We start from the raw sequence: 16,597 nt of genomic DNA, 5'->3' as shown, positions 1-16,597 counted from the left end.
GCGCGATCAGACGGGAACGTAGGTCAGTCTGATTGCGTCCTCGCCGACCAGATCGTTGGCTACAAGGCGTAACGGCGGCCGGGCGCCGGCGAAGAAGGGCTTGCCGCGACCCAGCACGACTGGGCGGAGGTAGAGGCGGTACTCGTCGATGAGACCAAGCTCGCCCAGGCTATGCGCCAGGTCGGGCCCGCCGACTTCAATCTCCCCGACGAGCTCAGCCTTCAGCCTACGGATCACCGCCTCGACGTCAGCCGCGACCAGTGTGGCGTTGGGGCCGACAGACTTCAACGTACGCGACACGACCCACTTCGGATGCCCCCGCCATGCCGCCGCGAAGTCGCGTTCGTCCGCCCCCCACTCGGGGCGGTCCTCGTCCCAATACCGCATCACCTCGTACAGGCGCCGGCCGTAGACGCTGCCGGCCAAGCCGCGCACCAGATCGCAGAAGTGGCGAAACAGCGGGGTGTCCGGCGTGAATTCCTGATGGTCGACATAGCCGTCCAGGGACTGGTTCATCCCGACGAAGAGCTTGGCCATGCCGCAAATCTCCATCCCAGGCTTCACGGAATAGCGCGAGCCGGCGTGACGCGGAAGCGAGGCCGGGCGCAATCGCCCCCCCTTTGCGAGCGGTCAAAACTGTTCGTTGACCGTGCCCGGCGCCGCCGGACAATGCCTGCGCGCCAGGGAGGGAAGCCTTGAAACGGTTCATCATCACTGCGGGCCTGCTCGCAGCCGCCTTCGCCGCCGGGTTCGCGGCCGCCCAGACCGCCGGCAAGACCGGGCGCGAGCCGCAGTTCGACAATGCCGAGGTCAAGGTCTGGAAATCCTTGGTTCTACCCCACGATCCCTTGCCCTTTCACCGGCACGAGCACCCGCGGGTGATCATCGCCCTCACCGGCGGGACCATGCAGATCCTCGAGCAGAGCGGCGCGCGCGAGACGCACGAATGGCAGACCGGCCACGCCTACTGGCTGCCCTCCAACCCGCCGGGGACCCTGCACCAGGACGTCAATGTCGGCGACAAGCCGATCGAGGTGATGGTGGTGGAGCTACAGAAGGAGAACTGAGCGCGGCCAGCCGCGCCCCTACGGCACCCGGGCGCGAATTTCGCTCCGGCCCTGGTAGAGCCGCCAGAAGGCCTCGGCGATGTCGGCCGGGTCGATTCCCTGGTCGCCGGCCGTGGCCGTGCCCTTGACCCCGCCGCCGATGATCACCTCGGCCACATGCACGCCCTCGCCCTTTAGCCGCTCGGCCAAAAGGCCGGCCAGCTTGTCCTTTGCCGCGTTGCCCAGGGCGAGACCGACCGCGTTCAGGCTGGTGGCGAAGCGGTCCATCATCGGGGTGATGTCGCCGAACGCGCCATTGGTGATCAGGACGGCGCCGTCGCCGGCCGCCTTCAGGTCCTCCAGCGCCTCCTGCACGGCGGACAACAGGCCGATGATGGGGATGTCGAACACCCGGGCGATCTTCGCCGGATCGGTGGTCGCGAGATCGATCGGCTCCCCGCCATAGGCGTTCCAATGCAAGGCGCTGATGGGCCCGAGTTCGGCCTGCGCGGCCCGGATCGTCGCGCGCAGGGCAAGGGGATCGCCGGCGTCGGCGGGGAAGGCGGCCGCAGCGACGCCCCGGGCCTTCAGCGCCGCGACGCCCGCGGCCAGGCGCTCTGCGTTGCGCGCGACCAAGGCCACGGAAAAGCCCTCGGCGCCGAACTTTTCGGCGACGCTGTTGGAAACCCCAGGCCCGAACCCGATGACGACGATGGTCTTGGACATGGGGGATCCTGCTTTCGGCCGGTTTCCTGTGCATTTGGGGACGCCGCCGGGTCGACGGAAGGGGCGAAGTCTAAACCGCCGCCCGCCGCTTCAGCATCGCCTGGAAGGCGTCGAACACCTTCCGCATCTGCGGCTTCTTGTAGGGGAACAGATCCGGCGGATCCATGTCGTGCACGATCATGGCCACATCGACCTCGAACACCAAGAGCCGCCCGTCCGCGGTCTCGCCGCTGTCTATGCCGAAATAGTCGAGGCCCAGGCGCTGGTGCAGGGCCTGGAACGCCGCCGCATGGCGGGCGGCGAAGGCGTCGAACTCGGCGAAGAAGCGCGCCTCTTCCTCACGGTTCCTGGCGTTCTCCAGCATGTCGGCGTTCAGGTAATGCACCATCCATCGCGGCGAGACCGCCATGTGGCAGACGAACGGCCGGCCCTCGATCACCACGATCCGATGTTTGCGGAACAGGCTGTCCGGCCCCGAATAGTCGATGAACGGCGAAAGGTAGAACCGTTCGGCCGGTTGCTCGGCCAGATAGGCGGCCACGGCGGTGGCCGCGTCCAGCTTGAGCAGGCCGGTCCCGGCGTGCGAGCCGATCGGCCGGGCGATCAGCGGCCAGGCGGCTCCGGGCAGCACGTCCGCGGGCGCCAGGGCGCCGTCGGCGAGAGCCTGCATCTGCGACCGGTCCAGCCGCGCCGCGGCAGGGGCGACTAGGCCCTCGGCGCCCTCCAGCAGGGCGCAGGCGCCGTCGCGGGTCAAGCTGGCGATCTTCAGGGCGTCGGCGTTCAGGAGCGGTTTCGGCCAGGCGGCGAGGCGCGGGGCGAGCGCCCGCAGCACCGGCTGGTTAGCCTCGGATTCGCCGATGGCCAGGAAGGCGATATCGTGCCCGGGCAGGGGATCGGGCAGGGCGCCAGAAGCGTCGACATAGAGGCTGATCAGCTCGGCGTCGGCTCCGGCCAGCAGGAAGTCCAGCGGCGTGTTGGCCATCATGTCCCCGGCGGTCATGATCGCCAGCACGCGAAGGGGCGAGCCTCCGGCCACAGGCGAGGGCCGTCGATAGATGCGCTGGGCGGCCAGGGCCTGGGCCTGCACATTCAGCCCGTTCTCGGTCTGGCTGTTCAAGAGCAGCATGGTCGCCAGGTCCATCAGCGCGACGGCGTCGCCGCCCTCGGCGCGCTCGATCAGGCGGGCGAACAGGGGCTGCTGGTCCACGCCCTCGAAGGCCATGCGCGCCAGGGCGGTCAGTCCGATCGAGGCGTCGGGGGCGGCGGGGTCGAGAGGATGGGCGCTCACTCGGCGGCCTCCGCCTGCACGGCCTGGCGGCCGAACTCCAGCACCTGGGCGACCAGGGTTTCGATGTCGCTTCGCTCCGTGCGGTGGTTGAACAGGGCGGCGCGGATCGCGGCGTGGCCGTTGACCCGGGTCAGGGACGGCGCCACCAGGCCCGCCTCCTGCAGGTCGGCGACGATGTGCGGGTTGACCCGGTCGGGCTCGGCGCAGCGATAGCGGAAGCAGACGATGTTCAGTTGCACTGGGGCCAGCAGTTCCAGCTCGGGCTCGGCGGCGACCATGTCCCCAAGTTCGCGCGCCAGGGCGCAACTGCGGTCGATCATCTCGCCCAGGGCGTTGGCGCCCACCGCCCGCAGCGTGAACCAGGTCTTCAGCGCGCGAAAGCCGCGCGACAGGTCCGGCCCGGTGTCGCAGGGCCACCAGGCGCCGGCGGCCAGACCGCGGCTCTCCCGCGACAGGTAGGCGGGGACCTGGCTGAAGGCGGCGTAGCTCTCAGCCTCGTCGCGCACGAGGATGAAGCCGGCGTCATAGGGGACCTGGCCCCACTTGTGGAAGTCGAAGGCGACCGAGTCGGCCCGCTCGATCCCCCTCAGCATGGGCGCGACAGTCGGGGCTACGACCCCCAGGGCGCCATAGGCCCCGTCTACGTGGAACCAACAGCCCTCGGCTGCGGCGAGCTCGGCCAGGGCGTCCAGGGGGTCGACTGCGCCCACGTCCACCGTCCCGGCGTTGCCGACGATCAGGAACGGGGTCAGGCCCCGCGCCCGGTCGCGTGAGATCGCCTCGGCCATGGCGCGGGGATCGACCCGGTGATCCTCGTCCACGTCGACGAGGCGCAGATGGTCGGTGCCCAGCCCGGCCATCTCCATCGCCCGCGCGACGCAGGCATGGGCGCCTGGCGAGGCATAGGCCGTCAGACGCTCGGGTCTGGCCTGCAGGCCGCTGCGGCGTGACGCCGCGCCCAGGGCGCGGGTGCGAGCGAGGATCACGCCGATGAAATTGGCCATCGAGGCGCCTGTGACGAATTGTCCGCCCGCGGTTCCCGGAAAGCCCATCAGGTCGCGCATCCACCCGGCCACTTCGCGCTCGACCGCGATCGGCACATGGTCGCGCCCGCCGAGATTGGCGTTCAGCCCCGCCGCCAGCATCTCGGCCAGCATGCCATAGGGGGTGCCCGCACCCTGTACCCAGCCCATGAAACCGGGGTGCAGATTGCCGCTGCCATAGGGCAGAATCCGGGTCAGGAAGTCCCGGTGGATGTCGCCCAGCGGCGTCGGCCCTGCGGGAGGCGGCTCGTGGAAGCTGTCCCGCACGGCTTGCGGAATCGGCCTCCATACCGGCTGGCCGCGCAGGCCCTGCAGGTGGTCCAGCATGTCGTCCAGCATGCGATGGCCCTCGGCCCGCACAGCGTCCCAGTCATCGGGGTCCAGGCTGGTGGTCAAAGGGGGCTCCCGGCTCGACGAGGTCATCTAGACCCTTACCTGTGTCGGACTCCAGAGGCGGTGGGTGCGGTTAATCGCCGTTTAAGGAATAACGAGCTTTGCCGCGGCTACACGCCGCGGCTGTAGCCTCAAGAGCGGCCCTGGTCAAAGCCCCAGCCGATTTCCCGAAAAATTGGATTCCTCAACAATGCCTGTCGGTTGAGCGACGTGGTTCATCGTCGTTTAGGTTAGTTCTTAAAGGCGCCTCAATGGGGGTGCGACAGCCTTTAGCCTCAACATCGGCTTTGCCCTTTGGAGCGCCATGCGGTCCGCCACCATCATCAGTCTGGGAGCCTCGGCGGTGTTTGCGGTCGGCGCGGTCTTCGTCGCTCGCATCTGGATGCCGCCCCATCCGGCTCACGCCCAGAGCCCCGCAGCGATCAAGCCTGCCGTCAGCGACGGCGTCTCCGTGGTCGTGGCTTCTGTCCCGATCTCCTATGGCTCCAAGCTCGACGCCCGTTATCTGAAGGTGATCAAGTTGCCGGCCGCCACCGCGCCTCCTGGAGCCTTCGCCTCGGTCAATGATCTGATGGGCCAGCCGGGCGGCGTGCCCCTGGCCCTGGCCGACTTCGCGCCCCAGGATCCGATCCTGCCGGGCAAGATCACCGGTCCCGGCGAGCGCCAGACCCTGGCCGCCCTGATTGATCCCAACATGCGCGCCTACACCATCGGCGTGACCGACGTCTCCGGCGGCGGCGGCCACGTCATGCCGGGCGACCGGGTGGATGTGGTGCTGACCCGCGACGTCACCCCCGCCGGGACCAATTCGTCGCCCGCCACCCGCCGCATCGCCTCCGAGGTGGTGCTGCAGGACGTGCGGGTGCTGGGCGTCGATCAGAACGCCAACCCGACTACGACCCAGGCGGTGGTGGCCCGCACCTCGACGCTGGAGGTCAGCGCCCAGGATGCCGTGCGCTTGGCCCTGGCGGCGCAGACCGGCTCATTGTCCCTGGCCCTGCGCCGCACCGGCGAGCAGGCCATGGCACCGGTCAAGGCCCTGATCGGCGGCGAGGCTCCGACCATCTCAGGCTCGGGCAAGCCGGCCGGCAAGCGCGCCGCCTCCAAGCCGACCGAACCCGTCCAGGCCACCGTGACCGTCGTTCAGGGCGAGGTCGCCACCAAGCAGTCCGTGGCCTTCGACAAGGCCGGAGCGGGATTTTGATGCGCCCAATGATCCACCTTTTCGGCCGCTCTGCGGCCATCGCCGCCGGCTGCGCCCTCCTGGCGCTCGCGGCTCCCGCCGCCCGCGCCGCCACCGAAGGCGCGATCGACAGCCAGGAGAGCCCGCGCAGCGTGTTCGTGGCCAAGGACAAGTCCGCCGGCTTCCGCCTGGACTATCCGGTCAGCCAGATCGTGGTCGCCCAGCCGGACATGCTGCAGCTGGTGGCCACCACGGACCGCAGCTTCTACATCCGGGGCAAGGCGATCGGGGCCACCAATCTTCTGATCTACGACCGCCAGCACCACCTGGCCCAGGTGATCGACGTGCGTATCGGCCATGACGTCGCCGCCCTGCAAGCCGATCTGAACCAGGCCCTGCCGGGCGAGCATATCGAGGTGGCCAGCTTCGCCGACGGCGTGCTGCTCAGGGGCGTCGCCTCGACCATGCAGGTCGCCGAACGCGCCGGCGCCATCGCCGAGCGCTACGCCCCCAAGGCCGTGACCAACGAGGTCCAGGTGCTGGCGGCCAAGCAGATCCGCGTCGATGTCCGGGTCATCGAGGCCAGCCGCACCTCGCTCAAGGACATGGGTTTCAACATCTCGGCTCAGAGCCCCGCCCACGGCATCAATTTCAGCACCGGCACGGGCCTGGTAAGCGGCCTCAACCCGGCCGGAGCCTTGAGCATCGGCACCAATGTCGGCTCCACCCAGGTCGACCTGACGCTGCAGGCCCTGGAGCAGAAGGGGGTGGTGCGCACCCTGGCCAAGCCGAACCTGGTCGCCATGTCCGGCGAGGAGGCCAGCTTCCTGGCTGGTGGCGAGTTCCCCTATCCGGTGCCCCAGGCGCTGAACCAGGTGACCATCGAGTTCCGCCAATTCGGGGTGAAGCTGAACGTCACGCCCTATCTGCAGGACAACGGCCAGATCAAACTGAAGGTCGCCCCCGAAGTCAGCCAGCTCGACCAGTCCCACTCGATCCGCATCGACAACTTCACCCTGCCGGGCCTGACCGTCAGCCGCGCGGCCACCGTGGTCGAGTTGCGAGACGGCCAGAGCTTCGCCATCGCCGGCCTGTTCCAGCAGGGTTATTCCGACGCAGTGAGCCAGGTTCCGGGCCTGGCCGACCTGCCAGTGCTGGGGACCCTGTTCCGCTCCAGCAACTGGCAGCACCAGCAGACCGAGCTCGTCATCATCGTCACCCCGCACCTGATCGCGCCGGTGGATCACCTCGACGACCTGCCCGATCCTCTGAAGTCGGCGGATGAGCCGAGCGCCATCGACCTGATCCTGGCCGGCATCACCGAAAAGCCCAGCAAGTCCCACAAGACCCTGCCCCAGATTCCCTGAGTGCACAGCTCATGAGCGCCCCCCTCTTGTCCAAGTCTCGTATCCTGACCGTGGGCCAGGCCCTCGGTTCCCTGGCCGCACAGGCCTTTCCCGGCGCCGCCGTCGAAAGCCTGGACGCCGCCGCCCTGGTTGCGCCGTCCATCGCGCCCGAGACCCTGGACCTGGTGCTGATCGAGACCCAGGCCGCCGATCCGGGCGCCCTGGCCCGGCTGGTCGAGGGGATGGCCGCCTGGCGCCGCCCGCCCGCAGCGATCTTCCTGGGCGAGCATCTGCCCGCCGCCCTGGCCCGGGCTCTGTTCCGGCTGGAGCGCAGCGACGTGCTCTCGTGGCCGCTGTCGGCGATCGAGCTGGCCCGGGCCGCCGCGCCGCTGCTCAATGTTTCGGTGGCCGCGCCTACGCCGACGCACCAATCGCGCTGCTGGAGCGTGATGGGGGCGGTGGGCGGCTCCGGCGGCACCACCCTGGCCATCGAGCTGGCCTGCGGCCTGGCGGCCCGCAACGCCGGCCGGGTGGCGCTGTTCGATCTCAACCTCGCCGACGGGGCGGCCAGCGCCTATCTGGGCGTGCCGGGCAACATGCGCCTGGCCGAGGCCGCGGCCACGCCCGAGCGCATCGACGCGGCGGTGCTGGAGGCCTTTGGCCTGCCCTCGGGCGCAGGCTTCGACCTGTTCGCCGCCCCGCGCGATCCGCACGGCTTTTCCAAGGTCACCCCCGCCGCGGTCTGCCGCCTGCTGGAAGTAGCCTGCGAGGTCTATGACTTCATCCTGATCGACCTGCCGCGGCATCGCCAGCCCTGGACCGCCGACGTCCTGGCCGGTTCGGACGAGGTGATCCTGGTCTCCGAGCTGACCGTGCCGGCGCTGCTTTCCGCCCGCGCCCTGACTTCCGAGGTCGAAGCCGAGCTGCCCTCGGGCCGACGCCCGCGTATTGTGCTGAACCGCATGGCCGCCCGGGTGTTCGGTCCTGCGCCCTCGCGCGCCGAGGCGGAGAAGGCCCTTGGCCGCAAGGTCGACGGCGCCATCACCTCGGATTGGGAGGCCGCCGCCTGCTCGGTCAATCTGGGCGGCGCCATCAGCCAGCACCGGCCACGCTCCAAGATCGTCAAGGACGTGATCGCCCTCGTGGACTTCCTCGCACCCGTCGAAGTCGAGCCCGAACAGCGCAGCAAGGCCTCCCGATGAGCCGGTTCAGCTTCCGCCACACCCCGGCCGCCCCCGCCCAGCCCGCAGCGCCGGAGCATCCGGCCAGCACGCTGACGTCCCAGCCGCTCGCTACGCCGGCGCCCCAGCCGCCGCCGACCCCGCCGGTGGTGCGCAACGCCCAGACTCCGCCGCCCAGCGACAGCATGCTGGACGTGCGCCTCAAGCTGCACTCGAAACTGATCGACGAACTGGACCTCTCCAAGCTGGACAAGCTCGAGGACGGGCAGATGCGGCGCGAGGTCCGAAACCTCGTGGCCGACTTCGCCAAGACCGAGCGCCTGGCCCTGAACACCAACGAACTCGACGCCCTGGGCGCCTCGGTGTTCGACGAGATGGTCGGCCTTGGCCCGATCGAGCCCCTGCTGGGCGACGACAGCATCGCCGACATCCTGATCAACGGCCCGTTCCAGGTCTATGTCGAGCGGCGAGGTGAACTGGAACTGTCCGGCGTCCGCTTCCGCGACAACGACCACCTGTTGCGGATCGTCAATCGCATCGTCTCCGGTGTCGGCAGGCGGATCGACGAATCCTCGCCCATGGTCGATGCGCGCCTGGCGGACGGCAGCCGGGTCAACGCCGCCATCGCCCCCATCACCCTCGACGGGGCGGTGGTCTCGATCCGCAAGTTCTCCAAGAAGCCGTTCGACCTCGACCGCCTGGTCCAGTTCGGGGCCATGCCGGCCTGCGCCGCCGAATTCCTGCACGGCGCCGTGAAGGCGCGCACCTCGACCGTCATCTCCGGCGGCACCGGCTCGGGCAAGACCACGCTCTTGAACGCCCTCTCCAAGGCCATCGGCGAGAAGGAACGGGTGATCACCATCGAGGATGCGGCCGAGCTGCAGATGCAGCAGCCACACGTGGTGCGCATGGAGACCCGTCCGCCGAACATCGAGGGCAAGGGCGAGATCCGCCAGCGCGAGCTGGTCAAGAACGCCCTGCGCATGCGTCCCGACCGGGTGATCCTGGGAGAGGTGCGCGGCGAGGAGGCCTTCGACATGCTCCAGGCCATGAACACCGGCCACGAAGGCTCGATGGCCACCATCCACGCCAACACCCCCCGCGACGCCATCACCCGCCTGGAGCAGATGGTGGCCATGTCGGGCATGAAGCTGCCGGCCGAATCCATTCGCGGCCAGATCGCCTCCGCCGTGGGCCTGATCGTCCAGGCCATGCGCCTGTCCGACGGCAAGCGGAAGGTGACCTCGATCACCGAGATCACCGGCATGGAAGGCAATGTGGTGCAGATGCAGGAGATCTTCGCCTTCCATCGCACCCACACCGACGCCGACGGCAATGTGCATGGCGAGTTCCGCGCCTCTGGCCTTCGGCCCCGCTGCCTCGACGAGATGCTGCGCAGAGGGATCAAGTACGACACCGCCAACTTCGACCCCGGCAAGGCGTTGACGTGATCCCCGCCGATCCCGCCCAGCTGGTCTTCTTCATCCTCCTGTTCGGGGCCGTATTCTCGGCCGGCCAGGCGATCTGGGGCGTCCTGACCCAGGCCCAGGCCAAGCGGGTGGTCAACAAGCGTCTGGTCGTGGCGGAGAAGATCCAGAACGTGGCCGACCGCGTGGTCGAGCTCAGGAAGCAGCGTGGCCTGAACGCCGAGGGCCGGCAAGGCTTGCCCCTCGCCTGGCTGGCGGACCTGATCGTGCGCTCCGGCGTGGCCTATGACCCGCGCCGCTGGGCCGTGATCGGGGCCGGCCTGGCGATCGGCGGCGCCTTCCTGGGCTTGATGCTGGGCCACAGCCCGGTCGCGGCGCTCCTCGGCGCCCTGGCGGGCGGGCTCGGCGCGCCCTTCGCCTATCTCAACGTCCGCGCCGGCATGCGGGCCAAGGCCCTGGGCCAGCAGCTGCCCAATGCGCTGGAGATCATCTGCCGCAGCCTGGAGGCCGGCCACCCGGTGCCCACCGCCATCTCGCTGGTGGGCCGCGAGCTGGGCGATCCGATCGGCTCGGAGTTCGGCATGGCCGCCGACGAGATCTCCTTCGGCGCCACGCTGGAGCAGGCGGTGGCGCGCATGGCCGATCGCTGCCGCCACCCGGACTTCGACCTCTTCGCCGCCACCATTCGCCTGCAGGAGCGGGCCGGCGGCAACCTCGTGGGGCTGCTGAAGATGAACGCCCACACCGTGCGCGAGCGGCAGAAGATGCGGATGAAGATCAAGGCCGCCTCGTCCGAGGGGCGCACCTCGGCCATGATCCTGACCTCGGCGCCGTTCTTCGTCTTCGCCATCCTTCTGGTCATGGCCCCGCACTTCTATGGCGACGTGATCCACAAGAAGCCGATCCAGGTCGGCCTGTCGGTGCTGGGGGGCTGGATGTTCCTCGGCAACCTGGTGATGAACCGCATGATCTCGATGAAGATCTGAGACGCCCATGGACCTCGCAGCCGCCAATCCCACTGTCGTCCTGATCGCCGGCCTGATGGTTCTGGCCGCCCTTGGGGCCGCGGCCGTCGCCGTGACCGTCGAGTTGCGCGCCGGCGCCAAGGTGCGAGCGCGCCTCTCCGAGGCGCCCGCCGCCGGCGCCCGCGGCAAGGCCCCCGCCAGCGGCCTCGCCGCCGGGGTGATGGGCGGCCTGACCCGCATCGGCGGCCGCATCGCCATCCAGGACCCCTCTCAGGTCTCGGTCACGCGCCAGAAGCTGATTCATGCCGGCTTTCCCAGCCGCGAGGCGGTGGCGGTCTATCTGGGCGTCCGCTTCGCCGCCCTGATCGCTGCGGCGGTGTTGTCCCTGACCGTGGCCCCCTGGTTCCTGCACGGGGCGCCGCCGGTGATGAGCGCGGTCACCTGCGGTGGGCTGACCCTCATCGCCCTCTTGGGGCCCGAACACTATCTCGGCATGCGCAGGGGCAAGCGGCAGCAGGAATACCGCGACGGCTTCCCCGACATGCTCGACCTCCTGGTCGCTGCTGTGGAGGCCGGCCTCAGCCTCGACGCCGGCGTCACCCGGGTGACCGAGGAGCTGGAGCGGCGCTATCCGAACCTGGCCGAGAACATGATCTTCCTCACCCTCGAGTTGCGCGCCGGCCGCTCGCGCAAGGAGGCCTGGGCCAGCTTCGCCGACCGGCTGGGCATAGACGAGGCCCGGGTCATGGCCACCATGCTGCGCCAGGCCGAGGAGATGGGCACCAGCCTGGGCGAAACCCTGCGCATCTTCTCCGACGACATGCGCGCCAAGCGCATGCTGCGGGCCGAGGAGAAGGCCATGGCGCTGCCGGCCAAGCTGATCGTGCCCCTGATCCTGTTCATCTTCCCGTGCTTGCTGGGCGTGCTGATCCTCCCGGCGGTCTATCGCGTCTCGCAGACCATGCACGGGCACTGAGGCCGGTCAGGCCTTGGCCGCCTCCCGCGTGAACCGCCATGCGGCGAGGCAGCCCAGGATGGCCAGTGGGGCAAAGCCCGCAAACAGCCAGAAGCCGCCGGTCAGGGCCCGCTCGGGTGTGATGCCCGCGCCGAAGCCGAACAGGTTGGCGACCGCGCCCGCCGCCGCCGCCCCTGCCGCCGTGCCGATCATCTGGGTCGTCGGCACGGAGGATGAAGCCAGGGCCTGCTCGCCTTCGCCGGCCACCGCCGTCACCCGGCTGGCGATGAACGACCAACAGAGGCCGAAGCCCGCCCCCTGGCCGGCGCCGCAGGCCGCACTGGCGATCAGGCCCCAGCGGGGCACGGCGAAGGCGAGCAGGGCGATGCTTGCGGTGACCAGCACCGCGCCGACGCGGATCGCCGCGCCCGCCCGGTGGCTGGAGGCGACGAGCAGGGCCGCCGCTGTCCAGGCGAAGGCCTCGCAGCCCAGGACGTAGCCGGCGACGACCGGGCTGGCGCCATGGAGAGCCTGGAACATGGCCGGGCCATAGACGGTGTAACTGACGCTGGCGGCGGACAGGCAGAAGACGACGGCGAGACCGGAGCCCAGCGGACTGCCCGGGTCGCCCGCGGAACGCGGCAGCAAGGCCGAAGGCGCGTTGCGGTCGATCCGCAGGAACAGGGCCATGAGGCCCAGGCCGGCGAGACCGAGCAGGCTCGCGAGCGCGGTGCTGGCGGTCAGGCCGGCGCTGGCGACGGCGACGATTCCGCCACCCAGCACCGTAACCTGCAGCAGGGGCGGCGGCGTGGTCTCGCCCGTCCCGCGCGGCCGGTCGCGCTCGATCAGCAAGGCGACGGCGGCGACATAGATCAGGCTCTGGCCGCCGAACAGCCAGAAGGCCCCGCGCCAGAAGCCGGCCTGGGCGAACAGGCCGCCGATCAGGGGGCTCATCAGGGTGGCCACGCCCCAGATCCCCGAAAGCCCGCCCAAGGCCCGGGTCCACAGCCGCTCGGGGAACAGGCGGGTCACCGCCACATAGCCCAGGCCCGCGATCCAGCCGCCGCCGACGCCCTGCATCATCCGCCCGGCCAGGAACACCACGATGCCGGGCGCGATGGCGCTGATCAGGCAGCCCAGGGCGTAGGTCGATCCGCCCAGCACCAGGGCGCGCCTCAGGCCCGCCCGCATCGACAGCCGCCCGGCGGTCGCCCCGGCCAGGATCGATCCCAGCAGGAACCCGGCCACCGTCCAGCCGAACCAGGCATAGCCGCCTATGTCCCGCGCCACGCTCGGCATGATGGTGGCGGTCATCAGGGTGTCGGCCGCATTCAGCCAGGTGCCGGCGCAGATCAGGGCGTAACGCAGCAGCCGATCGCCGCTGAGCAGCTCGCGCCAGGTCGCGGGCGCAGTGGTTTCGGCGGTCATGGGGCAGGCGACATGGGGCGGCGGACGGCTCCGGCGAAGCGGCGCGCCACTTCGGACCAGATTCGACTTGGCCTCAAGGGGCGGTGAAGCTTTGTCCCCAACGCATCGCCTTCCCTTACGGCGCCATTGCCACGCGCTTTTGCGCGCCCGATGCTGGGAAAAACGAGGATGGGAGGACGACATGCGAGCGGTGGTCGCCAGACGCGGAAACCTGGTCTGCGAGGAAATACCCGAGCTGGAGCCCGGCCCCGGCCAAGTGCTGGTCAAGACCCTGTGCTGCGGCATCTGCGGCTCGGACCTGCACGCCCTGCATCATCTCGACCGCATGGTCGACATGGGCCGGCGCGCTAATCCGGGCCTTTCCGGCGGGCTCGACGCGGCCAAGGACGTGGTGTTCGGCCACGAGTTCAGCGCCGAGATCCTCGACCACGGGCCGGGTTCGGAAAAGGCGCTGAAGGCTGGGACCCGGGTGGTCTCGATGCCGGTGATGATGAGCGCGGCGGGGCCGACCACGGTCGGCTACTCCAACGAGTTCCCGGGCGGCTATGCAGAGCGCATGCTGCTGACCGAGGCCATGCTGCTGCCGGTTCCCAATGGTCTTTCGGACCGCCAGGCAGCCATGACCGAGCCCTTCGCCGTCGGCGCCCACGCGGTGGCCAAGGCGGCGATCGACGAGCCGAGCGCGGCCCTGGTGGTGGGCTGCGGCCCGGTGGGCTTGGCGGTGATCGCCTCGCTGAAGGCCAGGGGCTATGGCCCGGTCATCGCCGCCGACTTCTCGCCGGCGCGCCGGCGCATGGCCGAGAAGATGGGCGCCGACGTGATCGTCGATCCGTCCAAGGAGTCGCCGCACGACAAGTGGCGCGATGTCGGCGTGCTGCCGACCGGCTTGGAGCAGACCATGGCCCGCATGGGCGGCCAGGCGGTCAAGCGGGCGATCATCTTCGAGTGCGTCGGCGTGCCCGGCATGCTGCAGAAGCTGATCGACGCGGCGCCCACCGGCTCGCAGATCATCGTTGCAGGGGTCTGCATGGAGACCGACCAGGTGGAGCCGTTCATGGCGATCGCCAAGCAGATCGATTTCCGCTTCGTGCTCGGCTACACGCCCGAAGAGTTCGCCGCCACCCTCTCCGACATCGCCGAGGGCCGCATCGACGTGGCGCCGGTCATCACCGACGCGGTGGGCCTGGAAGGGGTCGCCGGCGCCTTCAAGGCCCTCGGCGATCCGGAAACCCAGGTCAAGATCGTGGTCGAGCCGGGGCGGTAGGGGCTCAGAACGCGTCCGCGTCCAAAGCCATCACCAGGGCCGAGCCGGTCTTCAGCTTGGCCAGGTGGGCGCCGGCCTCGGGCAGGATGCGCTCCAGGAAATAGCGGCCGGTGACCAGCTTCCTCGCATAGTAGGGATCGGCGTCGCCGGCCTTGATCCGCTTGTCGGCGGCGATGGCCAGCTTGGCCCACATCCAGGCCAGGCCCGTCAGGCCGAACAGGTGCAGATAGTCGGTCGAGGCCGCGCCGGCGTTCTCCGGGTTCTGCAGGCCGTTCTGCATCAGCCACATGGTGGCCTCCTGCAACTGGGCCTTGGCGCCCTTCAGCCCCTCGATGAACGGCGCAAGGTCCGCTTCGTCCTCATGCTCGGCGACGAAGGCGTCGACGTCGGCGAAGAAGGTCATCACCGCCCGCCCGCCGTTGGCCGCAAGCTTGCGGCCTACCAGGTCGAGGGCCTGGACGCCGTTGGTGCCCTCGTAGATCAGGCTGATGCGCACGTCGCGCAGGTACTGGCTGGCCGGAAAGTGCTCGGTGAAGCCCGAGCCGCCGTGCACCTGCATCGCGTCGGAGCAGATCTTGAAGCCCTTGTCGGTGAAATAGGCCTTCAGCACCGGGGTCATCAGGCCCATGTAGTCCGAAGCCTTCTCTCGCACCGCCGGATCTGGGTGCGCGTGCAGCAGGTCGCCCTGCAGCCCGGCCCACAGCAGGAAGGCGCGGCCGCCCTCCAGGATCGCTTTCGAATCCATCAGCATCCGGCGCACGTCCGGGTGCACCAGGATCGGATCGGCCGGACCTTCGGCGTTCTTCGGCCCCGACAGCGAGCGGCCCTGCAGCCGGTCCTTGGCGAAGGCGGCGGCGGCCTGATAGGCGGCCTCGGCCTGGGCCAGGCCCTGCAGGCCGACACCCAGCCGCGCCTCGTTCATCATCACGAACATCAGCTTCAGGCCGGCGTTGGCCTCGCCGATCAGCCAGCCCTTGGCCTCGTCATAGGCCATGACGCAGGTGGCGTTGCCGTGGATGCCCATCTTGTGCTCCAGGCCAGCGCACTTGACGCCCTCGTTGCGCGGCCCAACCCCGCCGTCCGCGGTCGGCAGGTATTTGGGCACGATGAACAGCGAGATGCCGCGCACGCCCGCCGGAGCGCCCTCGATCCGCGCCAGCACCAGGTGGACGATGTTCTCGGCCAGGTCGTGCTCGCCGCCGCTGATCCAGATCTTCTGGCCGCTGATGCGATAGGTCCCATCGGCCTCAGGAACCGCCTTGGTGCGCAAGAGGCCCAGGTCGGTGCCGCACTGCGGCTCTGTCAGGTTCATGGTCCCGCCCCACTGGCCGGTGGCCAGCTTCGGCAGGTAGAGGTCCTTCTGCGCGTCGGACCCGCCGGCCAGGATCGCCGAATAGGCCCCGTGCGTCAGGCCGGGATACATGGAAAAGGCCATGTTGGCCGAGGAGGACATTTCGGAATAGGCCAGGTTGACCACCCGCGGCAGCCCCTGGCCGCCGTATTCCGGCTCCGAGCCCAGGGCCGGCCAGCCGGCCTCGACCATGGCCGCATAGGCCTCCTTGAAGCCCTTGGGCGTCCTGACCGTATTGTCCGGCGACCAGACGCAGCCCTCCAGGTCGCCATTGCGGTTGATCGGGGCCAGCACCTCCTCGCAGAACTTGGCGCCCTCGGTCAGCACCTGCTCGACCGTGTCCAGCGACGCGTCGGCGAAGCCCGGCAGGTTGGCGTAGGTCTCGATCTCCAGCACGTCGCGCAGGATGAACATCTGGTCGCGCACGGGCGCCTGATAGGCCATGGGGCTACTCCAAAGGGTCTCGAAAAAGACGGGGTCTAGTGCACGCCGTCGAGACGCGCGCGCATCTTGCTGTCGTAGTCTTCCGCCTGGGGCAGCAGGTCGGGCCGGGTCTTGGCCAACTGTGCCTCCATCCGCTCGACCCCGACGCGCAGTTCGGCGATAGCGTGGTCGATGTCCTCGCGCTGGGCCTCCAGAGCCAGGATGCGTTCCTTGAACTTCTTCAGCGACTTGGCCGCCTGGGCGGCGCCGCTCTCGTCGACCTTGTAGAGTTCCAGGATGTCGCGGATCTCGGCCAGGCTGAGGCCGACGCGCTTGCCGCGCAGGATCAGAACCAGGCGGGCGCGATCCCGGTGGCTGTAGACCCGGTTCATGCCGTCGCGGCCGGGCGACAGCAGGCCCTTGTCCTCATAGAAGCGCAGGGCGCGCGGGGTGACTTTGAACTCCACGCACAGCTGGCGGATGGAGAAGGTGCGTTCCGGACGGCGCAAGTCGGACGGCATGGCTCGGCTCCCTCGTTTTGCGCGAGCCTAACGCGATGATGACGCGAGCGTCAACGT

At 69.4% G+C, this 16,597-nt stretch carries 15 protein-coding genes; 8 read left to right on the top strand and 7 right to left on the bottom strand.

Annotation, left to right across the window (positions count from 1 at the left end):
- Positions 1-6 precede the first annotated feature (6 nt).
- Positions 7-537, bottom strand: a complete 531-nt coding sequence (locus KCG34_RS12985; RefSeq protein ID WP_211936074.1) for a dihydrofolate reductase family protein — start codon at positions 535-537, stop codon at positions 7-9.
- 158 nt (positions 538-695) lie between these two features.
- On the opposite strand from KCG34_RS12985, the gene KCG34_RS12980 reads away from it, so the two are divergent.
- Entirely contained in the window at positions 696-1,067 is a 372-nt protein-coding gene (locus tag KCG34_RS12980) for a cupin domain-containing protein (protein WP_211936073.1), read from the top strand.
- An 18-nt stretch (positions 1,068-1,085) separates the two neighbouring features.
- Here KCG34_RS12980 and KCG34_RS12975 read toward each other — a convergent pair whose 3' ends face one another.
- From KCG34_RS12975 to KCG34_RS12965, 3 genes are all read right to left on the bottom strand, one after another.
- Positions 1,086-1,772: an SDR family NAD(P)-dependent oxidoreductase gene (locus tag KCG34_RS12975; protein WP_211936072.1), complete on the bottom strand. Its 687-nt coding sequence runs from the start codon at positions 1,770-1,772 to the stop codon at positions 1,086-1,088.
- 70 nt (positions 1,773-1,842) lie between these two features.
- Entirely contained in the window at positions 1,843-3,060 is a 1,218-nt protein-coding gene (locus KCG34_RS12970; protein ID WP_211936071.1) for an ATP-grasp domain-containing protein, read from the bottom strand.
- Positions 3,057-4,499 (bottom strand): pyridoxal phosphate-dependent decarboxylase family protein, encoded by a 1,443-nt coding sequence (locus KCG34_RS12965; RefSeq protein WP_211936070.1) that lies wholly within the window; start codon positions 4,497-4,499, stop codon positions 3,057-3,059. The genes KCG34_RS12970 and KCG34_RS12965 overlap by 4 nt, the downstream gene beginning before the upstream one ends.
- Before the next feature lie 301 nt (positions 4,500-4,800).
- On the opposite strand from KCG34_RS12965, the gene cpaB reads away from it, so the two are divergent.
- The 6 genes from cpaB to KCG34_RS12935 are packed head-to-tail and all read left to right on the top strand — an operon-like array spanning position 4,801 to position 11,574.
- Positions 4,801-5,700, top strand: a complete 900-nt coding sequence (cpaB, locus tag KCG34_RS12960; RefSeq protein ID WP_211936069.1) for a Flp pilus assembly protein CpaB — start codon at positions 4,801-4,803, stop codon at positions 5,698-5,700.
- A gap of 8 nt (positions 5,701-5,708) precedes the next feature.
- Complete coding sequence (locus KCG34_RS12955; RefSeq protein WP_211936068.1) at positions 5,709-7,046, top strand: type II and III secretion system protein family protein; 1,338 nt, start codon at positions 5,709-5,711, stop codon at positions 7,044-7,046.
- A gap of 26 nt (positions 7,047-7,072) precedes the next feature.
- Complete coding sequence (locus KCG34_RS12950) at positions 7,073-8,227, top strand: CpaE/TadZ family protein (protein WP_211936067.1); 1,155 nt, start codon at positions 7,073-7,075, stop codon at positions 8,225-8,227.
- A complete protein-coding gene (locus KCG34_RS12945; protein ID WP_211936066.1) occupies positions 8,224-9,657 on the top strand; it encodes a TadA family conjugal transfer-associated ATPase in 1,434 nt (477 codons plus the stop codon). Before KCG34_RS12950 ends, KCG34_RS12945 begins: the two co-directional genes overlap by 4 nt.
- Complete coding sequence (locus tag KCG34_RS12940) at positions 9,654-10,619, top strand: type II secretion system F family protein (protein WP_249138014.1); 966 nt, start codon at positions 9,654-9,656, stop codon at positions 10,617-10,619. Before KCG34_RS12945 ends, KCG34_RS12940 begins: the two co-directional genes overlap by 4 nt.
- 7 nt (positions 10,620-10,626) lie before the next feature.
- Positions 10,627-11,574 (top strand): type II secretion system F family protein, encoded by a 948-nt coding sequence (locus KCG34_RS12935; protein ID WP_211936065.1) that lies wholly within the window; start codon positions 10,627-10,629, stop codon positions 11,572-11,574.
- A 6-nt stretch (positions 11,575-11,580) separates the two neighbouring features.
- Here the strand turns inward: KCG34_RS12935 and KCG34_RS12930 are convergent, their stop codons facing one another.
- The gene (locus KCG34_RS12930; RefSeq protein WP_211936064.1) at positions 11,581-12,981 is read right to left on the bottom strand and encodes an MFS transporter; all 1,401 of its coding nucleotides are present in this window, start codon (positions 12,979-12,981) and stop codon (positions 11,581-11,583) included.
- Between the two features lie 181 nt (positions 12,982-13,162).
- On the opposite strand from KCG34_RS12930, the gene KCG34_RS12925 reads away from it, so the two are divergent.
- Positions 13,163-14,245, top strand: coding sequence for a zinc-binding dehydrogenase (locus KCG34_RS12925; protein ID WP_211936063.1), 1,083 nt, complete (start codon positions 13,163-13,165; stop codon positions 14,243-14,245).
- A 4-nt stretch (positions 14,246-14,249) separates the two neighbouring features.
- Here KCG34_RS12925 and KCG34_RS12920 read toward each other — a convergent pair whose 3' ends face one another.
- Positions 14,250-16,040 carry an acyl-CoA dehydrogenase C-terminal domain-containing protein gene (locus tag KCG34_RS12920; protein ID WP_211936062.1) on the bottom strand — a complete coding sequence of 597 codons (1,791 nt, stop codon included), beginning with the start codon at positions 16,038-16,040 and terminating at the stop codon, positions 14,250-14,252.
- 35 nt (positions 16,041-16,075) lie between these two features.
- A complete protein-coding gene (locus tag KCG34_RS12915; RefSeq protein WP_211936061.1) occupies positions 16,076-16,540 on the bottom strand; it encodes a MerR family transcriptional regulator in 465 nt (154 codons plus the stop codon).
- Positions 16,541-16,597 lie beyond the last annotated feature (57 nt).

Source organism: Phenylobacterium montanum, from assembly GCF_018135625.1.
Lineage (GTDB): Bacteria > Pseudomonadota > Alphaproteobacteria > Caulobacterales > Caulobacteraceae > Poindextera > Poindextera montana.
This window is presented reverse-complemented; position numbering and strand designations above follow the sequence as displayed.